Annotated in this window: 15 protein-coding genes; 13 read left to right on the top strand and 2 right to left on the bottom strand. The window is 54.2% G+C overall.

Annotated elements, in window-relative coordinates; translation table 11 throughout:
• The first annotated feature begins 5 nt into the window (after positions 1–5).
• From gspG to HX773_RS13575, 8 genes are read left to right on the top strand one after another with little or no spacing between them, the layout of a single operon-like run.
• Positions 6–452, top strand: a complete 447-nt coding sequence (gspG, locus tag HX773_RS13610) for a type II secretion system major pseudopilin GspG (RefSeq protein ID WP_176971950.1) — start codon at positions 6–8, stop codon at positions 450–452.
• 2 nt (positions 453–454) lie between these two features.
• Positions 455–937, top strand: a complete 483-nt coding sequence (locus tag HX773_RS13605) for a type II secretion system protein (protein ID WP_176971949.1) — start codon at positions 455–457, stop codon at positions 935–937.
• Positions 934–1,284, top strand: coding sequence for a type II secretion system minor pseudopilin GspI (gspI, locus tag HX773_RS13600; RefSeq protein ID WP_176971948.1), 351 nt, complete (start codon positions 934–936; stop codon positions 1,282–1,284). Before HX773_RS13605 ends, gspI begins: the two co-directional genes overlap by 4 nt.
• Entirely contained in the window at positions 1,281–1,829 is a 549-nt protein-coding gene (gene gspJ / locus HX773_RS13595; RefSeq protein WP_176971947.1) for a type II secretion system minor pseudopilin GspJ, read from the top strand. Before gspI ends, gspJ begins: the two co-directional genes overlap by 4 nt.
• A complete protein-coding gene (gene gspK / locus HX773_RS13590) occupies positions 1,826–2,713 on the top strand; it encodes a type II secretion system minor pseudopilin GspK (protein WP_176971946.1) in 888 nt (295 codons plus the stop codon). Before gspJ ends, gspK begins: the two co-directional genes overlap by 4 nt.
• Positions 2,710–3,753, top strand: coding sequence for a type II secretion system protein GspL (gene gspL, locus HX773_RS13585; RefSeq protein WP_176971945.1), 1,044 nt, complete (start codon positions 2,710–2,712; stop codon positions 3,751–3,753). The genes gspK and gspL overlap by 4 nt, the downstream gene beginning before the upstream one ends.
• Positions 3,750–4,208, top strand: coding sequence for a type II secretion system protein GspM (gene gspM, locus HX773_RS13580; protein ID WP_176971944.1), 459 nt, complete (start codon positions 3,750–3,752; stop codon positions 4,206–4,208). The genes gspL and gspM overlap by 4 nt, the downstream gene beginning before the upstream one ends.
• Positions 4,198–4,968: an A24 family peptidase gene (locus tag HX773_RS13575; RefSeq protein ID WP_176971943.1), complete on the top strand. Its 771-nt coding sequence runs from the start codon at positions 4,198–4,200 to the stop codon at positions 4,966–4,968. The genes gspM and HX773_RS13575 overlap by 11 nt, the downstream gene beginning before the upstream one ends.
• Positions 4,969–5,014: 46 nt before the next feature.
• Here HX773_RS13575 and gspS read toward each other — a convergent pair whose 3' ends face one another.
• Complete coding sequence (gene gspS / locus HX773_RS13570) at positions 5,015–5,386, bottom strand: type II secretion system pilot lipoprotein GspS (protein ID WP_218168248.1); 372 nt, start codon at positions 5,384–5,386, stop codon at positions 5,015–5,017.
• Positions 5,387–5,671: 285 nt separating this feature from the next.
• On the opposite strand from gspS, the gene gbpA reads away from it, so the two are divergent.
• The 3 genes from gbpA to HX773_RS13555 all read left to right on the top strand — a co-directional run bounded on the left by gbpA (position 5,672) and on the right by HX773_RS13555 (position 10,264).
• Positions 5,672–7,099 (top strand): N-acetylglucosamine-binding protein GbpA, encoded by a 1,428-nt coding sequence (gene gbpA / locus HX773_RS13565; RefSeq protein WP_176971941.1) that lies wholly within the window; start codon positions 5,672–5,674, stop codon positions 7,097–7,099.
• A gap of 300 nt (positions 7,100–7,399) precedes the next feature.
• On the top strand, positions 7,400–8,785 hold the full coding sequence (locus tag HX773_RS13560) for a diaminobutyrate--2-oxoglutarate transaminase (RefSeq protein ID WP_176971940.1): 1,386 nt from the start codon (positions 7,400–7,402) through the stop codon (positions 8,783–8,785).
• Positions 8,786–8,797: 12 nt separating this feature from the next.
• Positions 8,798–10,264, top strand: coding sequence for an aspartate aminotransferase family protein (locus HX773_RS13555; protein WP_176971939.1), 1,467 nt, complete (start codon positions 8,798–8,800; stop codon positions 10,262–10,264).
• Between the two features lie 55 nt (positions 10,265–10,319).
• Here the strand turns inward: HX773_RS13555 and HX773_RS13550 are convergent, their stop codons facing one another.
• A complete protein-coding gene (locus HX773_RS13550; RefSeq protein ID WP_176971938.1) occupies positions 10,320–11,228 on the bottom strand; it encodes a LysR family transcriptional regulator in 909 nt (302 codons plus the stop codon).
• A 97-nt stretch (positions 11,229–11,325) separates the two neighbouring features.
• On the opposite strand from HX773_RS13550, the gene HX773_RS13545 reads away from it, so the two are divergent.
• Positions 11,326–12,189, top strand: coding sequence for an aldo/keto reductase family oxidoreductase (locus HX773_RS13545; protein ID WP_176971937.1), 864 nt, complete (start codon positions 11,326–11,328; stop codon positions 12,187–12,189).
• 514 nt (positions 12,190–12,703) lie between these two features.
• The gene (locus tag HX773_RS13540; RefSeq protein WP_176971936.1) at positions 12,704–13,357 is read left to right on the top strand and encodes a hypothetical protein; all 654 of its coding nucleotides are present in this window, start codon (positions 12,704–12,706) and stop codon (positions 13,355–13,357) included.
• The last annotated feature ends 4 nt before the right edge of the window (positions 13,358–13,361 follow it).

Raw genomic sequence — 13,361 nt, 5'->3', positions numbered from 1 at the left:
ACTCAATGGAATTAGCGTCGGTTAACACTCAACGCCAGCGTGGCTTTACGCTGCTGGAAATCATGGTGGTGATTGTGATTCTTGGCGTACTCGCCAGTTTGGTGATCCCAAGCTTAATGGGGAATAAAGATCGTGCCGATCGGCAGAAAGCCGTAAGTGACATTGTCACGCTGGAAAATGCGCTCGACATGTACAAGCTGGACAATGGCCGCTATCCCACCACCGAACAGGGATTGAAAGCACTGGTCACAGCACCGGCAATCGCTCCGCAGCCGCGCAACTATCGCAGCGATGGCTATATTCGCCGCCTGCCACAAGATCCCTGGGGTAACGATTATCGCCTGGTCAGTCCAGGAAAACAGGGTGCTATTGATCTGTTCTCGGCAGGCGCGGATGGCGAAGCCGGCAGCGAGGATGATGTGAATAACTGGCAGTTGGATGGCAGCGAATAACCATGAAGAACAGAAGTCAGGGTTTCACGCTGTTAGAAATCATGATGGTTTTGCTGCTGCTGGGCGTGGTGACGCGTTTAGTGGTCGCGGCGATGCCCGAGAGCAAAACCGCGCAACCGCTGGAACAGTTGCAGGATAGTGCGCGCTGGGCATGGGAACAGGCGCAGCTCGAAGCACGCATTTGGCGTTTACAGCTGCACAGCGATCGCTGGCAGCTCTCGACGCTCACCGGCGACGAAGCCGGTGAAAAAGGACCGTTGCCCGGCACTGTCTGGCATCCGGTGGTAGGCGCGTTAGCACAGGGAACGATTAAAAACGGTGAACTTCGCCTGCGTGGCGCGGCAGCACACGCCCTGCCCGCCACGTTGTGGTTTTTGCCGGATGGCGACATGACGCTGGCTGAGATTGAATTTCATTCGGCTGAAGGAGAAGTGCATCAGCTGGCGCTCAATCCCGCCAGCTTATCCGCCACCTTACCGCTATGAAACAGCAAGGGATGACGCTGCTCGAAGTGATGATTGCGCTCGCACTGCTGGCAATAGCCGGGCTGGCGCTGATGCAAACGCAGCATGAGCGAGTGCGTAATCTGCACTATCTGGAGCAGAAACAGATCGCGAGCTGGGTTGCAGAGAACCAGCTCGTGCTGCTGCAGCTTTCGGCGCTGCCGCATGCGGGCCTGCAGGAGGTTCAAATGGCAGGTGAACGCTGGCACTGGCAAGTGCAGAGTTTACCCACCACGCAACCCAACGTGCAGCGTGTTGAAATCGCGGTATGGCGAAATAGCGTTGAGGGTGCACCGCTGGCGCGCCTATATAGTTGGGTTGCGCAATGAATCCACAACGCGGTTTTACGCTGTTGGAGATGCTGCTGGCGCTGGCGATCTTTGCGCTGCTGAGCCTGGCGGGATATCAGCTTTTACAGGGCAGCCTGCGCGCACAACAGCAATCGCAGCAACATACGCAACAGTTGAGTGCGTTGAATCGCCTGTTTGCGATCCTCGAACAGGATCTCAAACACGCGCTGATTCTGCCCAATGCCGTCATTCAGCAACAACCGGCTTTTGTTGCCCAGCAGCAAGCCACGCTGCTGCAATTTACCCGCCGGAATTGGCTCAACCCGCAGGGCGATGCGCGCGCGGCTCTGCAGCAGGTTCGATGGGATTTCAGCCAGCAAACTTTGTCGCGGCAACGGCTGGACGATGGTCTCACCCTCACTTTTCCCGCCATTCAGCATGTCAACCTGCGCTTCTATTCAACTGGCCGTTGGCAGGATCGCTGGACCTCACAATTCAGCCTGCCGCAGGCGATTGAAATGACGCTGACCACGGCGCACTGGGGTGAAATTACGCGCGTGCTGATAGTGGGAAATGGGCGATGACGGCGCAACGCGGCATGGCGTTAATCACGGTTTTGCTGATCATCGCGCTGATGACGCTGCTGGCGGTAGCGGGACAGCGTCAGTGGGTGCAGGCTCTGACGCGTACCGCGAGCCAGCAATTTCAGCAACAGGCGCAGTGGACGCTGCGCGGCGCGGAAACCTGGCTGCTTAACCAAGGCGGCAAACCGCTGGATGGGCGCGTGCAACAGCTGCGGCTGGACCAGCAAACAGTCAGCTATCGCTGGCGTGATCGGCAAAGCTGTTTCAACCTCAATGCGCTGGGTCAAAATGGCCGTACCGATAAGGATGGCGTGTTACATCGCAGCGCGGCGCAACGCGTATTTGCCCATTTGCTGCAGCAACAAGGTATGGATCAACCGGCGATCAGCATCCTGCTTACCCAGATCCACCAGCAGATCAATGCGGGCGACAACAAACAGTGGCCTTTGCTGGCCGATAAGACCGAAATCCGCCATTTATCCTTGCTGGCCGAACCGCGCTGGTCAAACCTCGCGCCACTGCTTTGTGCCTTACCCAGCAGCGAACTCAACATAAACCTCAACGCGCTGCAAGCTGACCAGGCATCACTGTTGATGGCGCTGCTCGAAGGCGAAAAAGATCGTTCACAAATCCTCTCACTTCTGCAAAAACGCCCCGAGCGCGGATGGCCCACGCTGGATGCCTTTATCAGCGCCTTGCCGGGTGGTACGGCAGTGGCCGTTAGTACCTTGCAAAGTATCGCCGTGCTGGAAAGTCAACATTGGGAGCTGCTGATTTGGCTGGCCGACGAACAGCAGTTTGCCGCCATTCGCAGCCAGTGGATACGCCATCAAGACCTTTTTACCCTGCATCACCGACAATATGGATTAAGTGAAGCGCCATGAAATTTTTCAACAAACGCCCAAACGGCTGGCGGGTTCTTGTGCAGCAAGCGCAGGGATGGCGTTGGTGTTACCAATACGCCGACCAGCGACCGCAACAGGGCGAATCTCTGGCGAACTTACCCGCAGCCGATGATATCGAGACGATTGTGTTGATCGCTGCCGAACATGTGACACTCGCTAACGTCACGCTGCCAAAGGCCAATAGCCAATCTCTGCGCTGGCAACTGGAACCGCTGCTGAGTGAGGAGGTGGAAAATCTGCACATTGTCAGTATGGAGCGTCACGGCGATGCGCATCTTATGGCGGCCATCAACCACTTCCCGCTACGACAGATACTAGAAACGCTGAACGATCACGGCATTGTGCCGCAACGCGTAATGCCCGTGACGCTGGCGCTGGAAGCCGGAACGCGCTTACTGCTTGGTGATCAATGGTTGCTGCGCCCGGCAGACGGAACCGGCTTGTCGCTGCCGGACAATGCGCTGGCACAGTTTCCCTCTGTGTCTGAACTGACAGCGATTGAAGGCGATAGCCTGTTGCATCTGGCACAAGGCGCGCGCAACTGTCGCTATTCGCTGCTACAAGGTGAATTTGCCCATCGCCCAGCATTGCGATTACCGCTGTTCGCGTTGGTAGGTGCCATCATGTTGTGTTGGTTTAGCGTGATATTTCCCCCTTTGTGGCAAGGCTGGCAGGCACAACAGGCGTTAACGCAGCTGAACCAACAATTGCTCACGCGCTATCAGCACTATTTTCCTGCTGAATCACCCGAGTTGGTGCGCCGCGCGTTTAGCCGTAAGGCAGCGCAGCCGGCTGAGATGCACGACAATCCGGGTTTGCTTACCCTGCTGCACAACGCTTCGACGCTGCTCGGAAAACTGCATGAAAACCCACTGCAAACGCTGGTGTGGGATGGTGCGACGCAACGATTACAGTTAACGTTTCGCGATGCGCTGCCTGCGGCCGTCAGTAATGACGCGCCTGAGGGCATTGAGGTGATTGTGAAGGAGACACAATTAATGTTGAGCAGGAAATCATGAACCTTTTATCTGGGTGGTGGCAGACACGTCAGCCGCGTGAACGCGGATTGCTGATAGCGGCAATCTTGATCGGCATTGGATTATTGCTGCAACTTAGCTGGCAGCAAGCCGATGAATACCGTCAACGCAGCCAGCAGGCATTCGCACGAGAACAGCAAGCGTTACAACTGCTGCCAGCGTGGGAAGCCGCGCTGCAAAGTTATCGTCAACCTGGTGAAGCGCCCTCAACAGCCGCGCTCAACATACTGGCGCAGCAGCAGGGTTTAACGCTTGAAGTGGAATCACATCAGCATCGCTGGCAACTGAAGCAGGCGGTGACGCTCTCCTTCCCTGTTCTGCTGCAATGGTTAAGCGAACTTGACGCGCGCTGGGGTATTGAAGCCAGTGAGTTGAAAATGCAGCGCGACAAGCAACATGTCCGGCTCACACATCTGGAGCTGAAGCATGCTGAATAATGGGTTGATGCTGCTATTCGGCAGCCTCTTCGCGCTCTCCGTCGGCAGCTTCCTTAACGTCGTCGTTTATCGATTGCCACTGATGATTCTGCAGCCAGATAAAAAGTTGAGTCTGGCACTGCCGCGATCGCACTGCCCGCATTGCCACAACGCGCTACGCAAGCGCGACAATATTCCGCTGCTTAGCTGGCTGGCGCTGCGTGGTCGCTGCCATCAATGTGCCCATCCGATTAGCGTGCGCTATCCCGCACTGGAACTGGCGACGTTAATCCTTAGCCTGTTTTTAGCCTGGCTATTGCCGTGGGATACGACCTTGCTTGCCGCGCTGCTGCTGTGCTGGATACTGCTGGCGCTGACGCTGATTGATATTGAGCATCAGCTGCTACCCGATGCGCTGACGCTCTCACTGTTGTGGCTGGGCTTGTTGCTACAGGCATTTGCCTGGGTGCCGGGCTCATTAAGTGATGCGGTGTTGGGTGCGGCCTTCGGCTATCTGGCGTTGTGGCTACTTGCTAGCGGCTACCGTTACTGGCGCGGAATCGACGCTTTAGGGCTGGGCGATGCAAAATTGCTGGCGGCGCTAGGTGCCTGGCTGGGCTGGCAGATGCTGCCGACGGTTTTATTAATTGCCGCAGGTGGCGGCATTGTCACGGTTTTTTTACGCACACTGCTGTTTAAGCGCCCTTTACACCAACCGCTGCCGTTTGGCCCGATGCTGGCGTTTGCCGGGGCGCTAATGTTTGTTCATCCGTTGATTTAATTTTGTAGGGTGCGCATTTATGCGCACCAGGCATACCAGCAAAAATTTACCCTCTCATATGACTTAAAAACGGCGCTATGGCTACATTCAGCGCGGCGCATTTCTGTGCGTTAGTTTGATTATCTTTCGTCAACGCAGCGTATCGCTGGTTAATGGCATTACTCAGCATTTGCGGTTCAATCTGCGCGGTATTCCAGCCACGGGTTTTAGCCTGACCTAATGCGCCACGCATTAATGTTTGTTGATCTGGAATATCGCTGCGCTGGCAATAATCGCGCGTCCAGTTACTTCCCGCCACCAACGCGGATAATTGGTTTAATTGCTGCGGCTGCAGTGTTTTTGCTGGCGGGTGCTGCTGGCAACCACTCAACGCGGTAGCCAGAAAAACAAATACGCAAGTGCGTAAACGGTTAGTCATTTTCAATCCAGTAAAGTAAAAATAATTGCAGGAATTTTAACCATTTGGCGAGTTTTATAACACCGCCAATAAGGTTGTTTAAGGTCTTTAAGAAGTTAGAGGGGTTTATTAAGGAGGTTGTTAATCAAAGGATAAATAATATTTTCTCGACGTTAATACCTCTAATATCCTTTAAGTCTGCATCTGCCAACAAATTTCTTATCCTGCCTGCGCCTGAAATATTCAGGTCAGGAAATAACGGGCGCCCTACACGCCTACTTAAACCTTTGGATAAGGGAATAAATGATGAAATTAACCAAAATTGCTCTGGCAGTTTCTGCTCTGGCTTTCAGCGGCGGTGTATTAGCGCACGGCTACATCAGCGAACCGGCATCACGCGATCAAATGTGTCGTGATGCAAAAACCCCGAACCTGAACTGCGGTCAGGCGCAGTATGAACCGCAAAGCGTGGGTGAAGGTCCGGATGGTTTCCCGGCTGCAGGTCCTAAAAACGGTGAACTGGTCAGCGGCAGCGGCGGCACCAACTGGATGGGTACCGCGCTGAATGCCCAGAGCAGCGATCGCTGGGTGAAGCATAAAGTCGAAGCCGGTCCAATGGATATCACCTGGACTTTCACTGCCCCACATCCGATTGCCAGTTTCAAATACTACATCACCAAATCCGACTGGAATCCAAACCAGGCGCTGACGCGTGATGCGTTCGAACTGACGCCGTTCTGCGTGATCCCAGGTGGCCCGGCAGCCTCTACCGGCAAAACCACTCACAGCTGTAATCTACCTGAGCGTAACGGCTACCAGATTATTTACGGTGCGTGGGATGTCTCCGACACCGCAGCGACCTTCTATAAAGTCATCGACGTGGAATATGACGAAGTCGCTTCCGTGTGGAAACGCACCATTGGTTCTATCCTGCCTTCCCGCACGCTGGAAACCGGCGACAGCGTGAAAGCCCGTATCTTCGACGCAAACGGCGAACGTGAAGATCTGAGCATTACGCTGAATATCGATTCAGAAGCCGCTGGCGAACCTAATGCCTGGTCAATGGCGTTAGCGAATAAGATCAACGATGCCTTTAAAGACATCCGTGCGGGCGTGAAGAATAAAGACGGTGACGTGGTGCCGGTGGCCGGTAGCAACACCATTTATGCGCAAAGCGAAAGCCAGATTACACGCGTCGAGCTGCAGGTGAATGCTCAGGCCGATAACCGCCCAGGTTTGGAACTGACGAATATCGCCAGCAGCTACAACATTACCGAAGGTCTGACGCCGGTTGAGTTCGGCATTGAAACGCGCGGCGCAATGGTAATCAATGCGAAAGCCTACAACGCGAAGCAAGAGAACATCGGTTTTGGCAGCGTCAATGTTGAAGATGCCGCGCAGAATATGACCGTGAACCTATGGAACGCTGAAGCCGGCGATATCACCATGGTGGTTACCGGTGCAATGAAAGATGGCAAAACCTTCCAGAAAGAGTTCACCACCAAGCTGGTAAGCAACGACGCGGGCGGTGATTTTGACTTCATCTATCCAGCGGGCATCGGTCAGTATAAAGAAGGCACCAAAGTACAGCAGCCAGCAACCGGCGAAGTCTTTGAGTGTAAGCCATTCCCGTATTCGGGCTGGTGTAACATCAACTCACACCATTACGTACCGGGCACTGGCTCTAACTGGCAGGATGCGTGGACCAAAGTTGGCGGCGGTCATCAGCACTAATTTTGCTGTTTTGAACCGGGTGTAAACCTCAATGGCAACCTGCGGGTTGCCATTTTTTATCCACAATTGCAGCTATTTATGCACAATTCATTTCCGCGTCATGCTGACGAAATAATCTAACCGCCGAATTCTTCAACAAATCCCTGATTCATATAGACAAGTAATAAACAAATCTAAACAAAATTAATCATTGTGATGTAGGTCAAAAGGCTCTATATTGGCCGCGTTTTTTCACAGCTGTTACTTTTTTGTTCAATTAGTCAATTGGCGAGCCATACGAGCCCCGGTTGAAGGAGAGATATGATGACGGATAAAGTCCGTATTGATAGTTTTGGTGCCAATGCATTCAACGGAAATAACGACGCATTCTTAGCCCGTCAGGCTGAGTTTGAATCTAACGTCAGGAGTTACCCGCGCAAACTGCCTTTAGCGATCGCTAAAGCCCATGGCGTGTGGATCACAGATGTTGAGAATAAACAATATCTTGACTGTCTGGCTGGCGCAGGGACGCTGGCACTGGGTCACAACCATCCTGATGTTCTCCAGAGCATTCAAAATGTCATTACCAGCGGCTTGCCGTTACATACTCTTGATCTGACTACTCCACTGAAAGATCAGTTCTCTGAGTCTCTGCTCTCGCTGCTGCCAGGCCAGGGTAAAGATTATTGCCTGCAGTTCACCGGCCCTTCGGGTGCCGATGCGGTTGAAGCCGCGCTGAAACTGGCCAAGAAAGCCACTGGCCGTAGCGGCGTGATCAGCTTCTCTGGCGGTTACCACGGTATGACGCACGGCGCGCTGTCCGTCACCGGTAACCTGGCACCGAAAGAAGCGGTTGATGGCCTGATGCCAGAAGTGCAGTTCATGCCTTACCCGCATCAGTACCGTTGCCCGCTGGGTATCGGTGGTGAAGCTGGCGTGAAAGCGCTGACCTACTACTTCGACAACCTGATCAACGACGTGGAAAGCGGCGTGCGCAAGCCAGCTGCAGTTATCCTCGAAGCCGTTCAGGGCGAAGGCGGCGTGAACCCAGCTCCCGCTGAGTGGCTGCAGCGCATCCGTAAAGTGACCCAGGAACACGGCATTCTGCTGATCCTCGACGAAGTTCAGGCTGGCTTTGCCCGTACCGGCAAATTCTTCGCCTTCGAACACGCCGGCATCGAGCCAGACATCATCGTGATGTCTAAAGCGGTGGGCGGCGGTCTGCCACTGGCAGTGCTGGGCATCAAAAAGCAGTTCGACGTTTGGTCACCGGGTCATCACACCGGCACCTTCCGTGGCAACCAGCTGGCGATGGCAACCGGCCTGACCACGCTGAAAATCCTCAAAGAGCAGGATATCGCGGGCAAAGTGGCCGCGCAGGGTGAATGGCTGAAACAGCAGCTGGCCGCGATGCAGAAACGCTTCCCGGTAATTGGTCACATTCGTGGTCTCGGCATGATGATCGGTATTGAGATCGTTAAACCGAACGAAGCAGCCGATCACATGGGCAGTTTCCCGGCTGACGGCGAGCTCTCTGCGCTGCTGCAGAAGAAGTGCTTCGAAGCAGGTCTGATTCTGGAGCGCGGTGGCCGTCATGGCGCGGTTCTGCGTCTACTGCCTTCACTGCTGATCACCAACGATGAGCTGGCGATTTTCCTGGATAAATTTGAGCAGGCGCTGATTGGCGCTGGCGTCAAACCTGTTTGATTGGAAGAGTAAATGTCTGAAGTAAACCCGATTCTGGCCGCCTCTGCACAGAGCATTGAGGCGTACCAGCAGGCGATTGCCCAGAGCAGCGCCGCGGTTGTGCAGTGGCTGCAACAGCCTGAGATGTATCAAGGCAAAACCGTTGCCGAACTGCGCGAGCGTATCACGCTCGACTTCAATCCAAACGGCCTGGGTAACCAGGCCGCGATTGAACGCGCGATTGAATATTTCCTGAAAGACAGTCTTTCAGTGCATCACCCACAGTGTGTAGCGCATCTGCACTGCCCGAGTCTGGTGGTAAGCCAGGCGGCAGAAGTGCTGATCAACGCCACCAACCAGAGTATGGATTCGTGGGATCAGAGCCCTTCCGCCACCATCATTGAGATCAAACTGATCGAATGGCTGCGTGCGCAAGTGGGTTACACGGCTGGCGACGCCGGTGTGTTCACCAGCGGCGGCACCCAGAGCAACCTGATGGGTCTGATGCTGGCGCGCGACGCCTTCTATCAGCGCCGGGGTCACTCGGTGCAGCAGCACGGTATCACTGGCGATCTGCGTAAGATCAAAGTGCTGTGCTCTGAAAACGCGCACTTCTCCGTGCAGAAGAACATGGCGCTGCTTGGCCACGGCTATCAGTCTGTGGTGCAGGTGAAGTCAGATGAATTCGCCCGTATGGATGTGTCAGACCTGAAAGCCAAACTGGCACAGGCCGACGCTAACGGCGAACAGATCCTGGCGATCGTGGCGACTGCCGGTACCACCGATGCCGGTGCTATCGATCCGCTGCGTGAAATTGCCGGGATTGCTGCCGAGCGCAACATCTGGGTACACGTTGATGCAGCCTGGGGCGGCGCACTGCTGCTGTCCGAGAAGTATCGCGACTACCTCGATGGCCTGGAGCTGGTGGACTCCGTCACGCTGGACTTCCACAAACAGTATTTCCAGACCATCAGCTGCGGTGCGTTCCTGCTGAAAGATGAGCGTCATTACGAGCTGATGCGCTATCAGGCGGCTTACCTGAACTCTGAGTTTGACGAAGAGGCCGGTGTGCCGAATCTGGTATCCAAATCCCTGCAGACCACGCGTCGTTTCGATGCGTTGAAACTGTGGATGGGCCTGGAAGCGCTGGGTCAGAAACAGTATGCGGCGATCATCGATCACGGCGTCACGCTGGCGCAGGAAGTGGCGAAGTTTGTCACCTCTGAACCACGCCTCGAGCTGGTAATGCAGCCTCAGCTGGCTAGCGTGCTGTTCCGCTATCGTCCAGAGCAACTGACCGATACCGCTCAGATTGCCCTGTTCAACCAGCGTATCGGCGATGCGCTGCTGGATTCAGGCCGCGCCAACGTTGGCGTGACCGAGAATCAGGGCGTGACTTGCCTGAAGCTGACCTTGCTGAACCCAACCGTGACGCTGGAAGATGTTAAAGTCCTGCTGGCGCTGGTTGAGAAAACCGCCAATCAGTTGCTGAACGCGTAATTACCTGTGATGCGAAAAAGCCGATAACTGGCAACGGTTATCGGCTTTTTTTCGCTTATGCACTTGAATTCAACTCACGCACATAATCCAGAAACGCCTGCAGCGGCGCCGGAATCAATCGGCGATCGTTGTAATAGAGCCACAAGCCAGAAAAACTTTGCCACCAATCCGGCAGAATCGGCTGCAGGCTGCCATCACTCAGTGCCGGTTTTATCCAATCCTCAAACAGATAAACCACGCCGCAGCCGGTGATCGCCGCTTCCACCGTCAAGTCCATCGCCGCGCCGATACTGCAAATCAACGGACCTTTCGGCTGCAAGCGCACTGTTTCCTCGCCGCAGGTGAATTCCCATTCGGCAATCACGCCGGTCGCATAGCGTCCGTGTAAGCAGCGATGCTGCACTAAGTCGCGCGGATGCTGCGGCGTACCGAACTGCGCCAGATACGCGGGTGATGCCGCTAACGCAAAGCGCTGGGTGCGTGGACCGATTGGCAGCGCCACCATATCCTGCTCCAGGTGATCGTCGTAACGAATGCCGGCATCGCAACTATCGCGGAACACATCCTGCACATTACTTTCCGCCACCACTTCCAGCTGGATATCCGGATAGCGCTGCAGAAATCCCGGCACAATCGCCGGTAACACGATGCGCGCGGCGCTGACCGGCACGTTTAAGCGCAAAGTGCCGCCCGGCGTATCGCGGAACGTATTCAGCGCATCCAGCGCCGCATCCACTTCGTTCATTGCTGGTAGCAGGCGCGACATCAGCGCCCTACCAGCTTCAGTTAACGCCACGGTGCGCGTGGTGCGATTAAACAGCCGCACGCCGAGCTGCTCTTCAGCGCGGCGCACCGCATCACTCAAGCGCGACGGATTGCTGCCGGTGATGCGCGCCGCCTCACGAAACCCGCCCGCTTTTGCCACCGCCACCACCGCATGCAGCAATGCGATATCCAATGCCATTGTTCGTCACCTCGTACACTGTGTCCCGTTTTGTACGGATAGTTGCACAGCGCTTTGGCGATTACAATCTAACCACACACTGACAAAGGAGCTTTCCATGTCTCATCCAGCATTGACTTATACCCTTGGCGATCGCCAGGTTGCACGACTCGGTTACGGTGCCATGCAGTTAGCCGGTCCCGGCGTGTTTGGTCCGCCGAAAGATGAAGCGCGTGCTTTGCAGGTGCTGCGCGATGCGGTCGCAGCGGGCGTGAATCACATTGATACCAGCGACTTCTACGGTCCGCACATTACCAATCAGCTGATCAAAAAAGCGTTACATCCTTACGCCGACGATTTGGTGATCGTTACCAAAGTGGGCGCACGCCGTGACGAGAAAGGCGGCTGGTTACCGGCATTTACGCCAGAAGCGCTGACGCAAGCAGTGGAAGATAACCTGCGCAATCTCGGACTCGATGTGATGGAAGTGGTTAATCTGCGTTCGATGTTGGACGTACATGGACCGAAAGAGGGTTCGCTGGAGCCGCAGGTTGAAGCGATGATCAAGCTGAAAGAGCGCGGGCTGGTTCGTCACATTGGTCTGAGCAACGTTACCGCTAAACAGGTCGCCGATGCGCAAGCAATGACGCCGATTGCCTGCGTGCAGAACCTCTACAATCTGGCTAATCGTCAGGATGAGGCGCTGCTCGACCAGCTGGCAGCGCAAGGCATTCCTTACGTGCCGTTCTTCCCGCTCGGCGGATTTTCACCGCTGCAATCGGATCAACTGAGCGAGGTGGCGAATGAACTTAACGCTACGCCGCTGCAGGTGGCGCTGGCGTGGCTGCTGCAGCGTTCGCCTAATATTCTGCTAATTCCGGGGACGTCATCGCCGGAGCACCTGAAGCAGAACATGGCGAGTAGCGAAGTGAAACTTACGCCTGAAATTGTGCAGCGTTTAGATAGCATTGCTCAGCCATAATTACACACGATAAATCGTGGCTGTAATCCATTCGGCAAAGGCTGCAGTCAGGCTTTTGCCGCTATGATTTCTGAATGGTAAAATTGAATGAATTAAAGACGCGAGCCGCGTGATAAAATATATACGCCAAGGTGAGCTTGATGATGATTGTTCGTATTAGCTTCTCGGGAAGATGCGGAAATCTCTTACTACAATATCAATTCATTAGTATTTATACCCGCGAACAGGTAGGTAAATGTGTAATAAACAAAGTGAATCACCACGCGCGGTAGATAACACCCCTTAACTTACGCCCTCTCAAAAAAAATTAAATCGCATCAATCATTCTTATGAGACTTGATGAGGAATAATCTGAAAGCCATCATTTTCATTAATTCAACCAATCACCATCCGCTTGCCCTTTCGCTATTGCTATAAGTCATATTCGAGAAAGTTCTCGGGCATAATTCATAAAATGAAACTGCATAATTGATAAGAAGTATGATTCCGTTCATTTAAAAAAGGAAATTTATCAATGACAGATAAATTGAACACCTCACGTTCGACATCTAATATACCCTCTACTCAAAACACACTCATGGCTATCGCCGCTGTTGCTCCTACATTAAAGATTACCGACGTTAACTCGGGTGAAATAATTGGTAACGGAGACACCGTAGCATCCGTACCGAACTTTTCCGGCAAAGCAGAACCTTTTGGCGTTATATCCATTTCTTTTAAGCTCCCTAATGGAGGGGTATTTTCGGCCCGAACAACAGCTAATGCGGAGGGGGAATGGTTTGTAGGTGCCCCCGCACATCTTATGGGGTATACACTCAATGTGACTGTCCGTAGCGGTGTACTATTTAGCGAGACGATTCAAATCACTACTGACCCTAATTTTGTCAAACCCGAGCCTGCACAACCTGAAGTCCCCGAAGAACCTGTGTTACCCGTTGTTCCCTCCGAGCCTGAGCTTCCTGAATCCCCTGAAGAACCTATCACGCCTGTGGTCATCAACTTAGCTATAGATAAAGTTGGTGAGAAGCAAGTCTTGCGTAATGAGTCCAGCGAAAAAAGCGACGATATACGTCCAACCTTCCATGGCACCGCAGGCGCGCTCCAAATCGTGACGCTGTACGCCGGCCACACTGTACTGGGTAGCGCACGGGCTGTAGTGGCATACTGAATTT

The organism is Pantoea sp. B9002, assembly GCF_013385945.1.
In the GTDB taxonomy this organism is placed as follows: Bacteria; Pseudomonadota; Gammaproteobacteria; order Enterobacterales; family Enterobacteriaceae; genus Pantoea.
The sequence above is the reverse complement of the archived record's forward strand: the minus strand, read 5'-3'. Positions and strand labels throughout refer to the sequence as shown.

Coding starts and splice junctions, on each gene's coding strand:
- gspG (WP_176971950.1), top strand. CDS start 6: ATGGAATTAGCGTCGGTTAACACTCAACGCCAGCGTGGCTTTACGCTG.
- HX773_RS13605 (WP_176971949.1), top strand. CDS start 455: ATGAAGAACAGAAGTCAGGGTTTCACGCTGTTAGAAATCATGATGGTT.
- gspI (WP_176971948.1), top strand. CDS start 934: ATGAAACAGCAAGGGATGACGCTGCTCGAAGTGATGATTGCGCTCGCA.
- gspJ (WP_176971947.1), top strand. CDS start 1,281: ATGAATCCACAACGCGGTTTTACGCTGTTGGAGATGCTGCTGGCGCTG.
- gspK (WP_176971946.1), top strand. CDS start 1,826: ATGACGGCGCAACGCGGCATGGCGTTAATCACGGTTTTGCTGATCATC.
- gspL (WP_176971945.1), top strand. CDS start 2,710: ATGAAATTTTTCAACAAACGCCCAAACGGCTGGCGGGTTCTTGTGCAG.
- gspM (WP_176971944.1), top strand. CDS start 3,750: ATGAACCTTTTATCTGGGTGGTGGCAGACACGTCAGCCGCGTGAACGC.
- HX773_RS13575 (WP_176971943.1), top strand. CDS start 4,198: ATGCTGAATAATGGGTTGATGCTGCTATTCGGCAGCCTCTTCGCGCTC.
- gspS (WP_218168248.1), bottom strand. CDS start 5,386: ATGACTAACCGTTTACGCACTTGCGTATTTGTTTTTCTGGCTACCGCG.
- gbpA (WP_176971941.1), top strand. CDS start 5,672: ATGAAATTAACCAAAATTGCTCTGGCAGTTTCTGCTCTGGCTTTCAGC.
- HX773_RS13560 (WP_176971940.1), top strand. CDS start 7,400: ATGATGACGGATAAAGTCCGTATTGATAGTTTTGGTGCCAATGCATTC.
- HX773_RS13555 (WP_176971939.1), top strand. CDS start 8,798: ATGTCTGAAGTAAACCCGATTCTGGCCGCCTCTGCACAGAGCATTGAG.
- HX773_RS13550 (WP_176971938.1), bottom strand. CDS start 11,228: ATGGCATTGGATATCGCATTGCTGCATGCGGTGGTGGCGGTGGCAAAA.
- HX773_RS13545 (WP_176971937.1), top strand. CDS start 11,326: ATGTCTCATCCAGCATTGACTTATACCCTTGGCGATCGCCAGGTTGCA.
- HX773_RS13540 (WP_176971936.1), top strand. CDS start 12,704: ATGACAGATAAATTGAACACCTCACGTTCGACATCTAATATACCCTCT.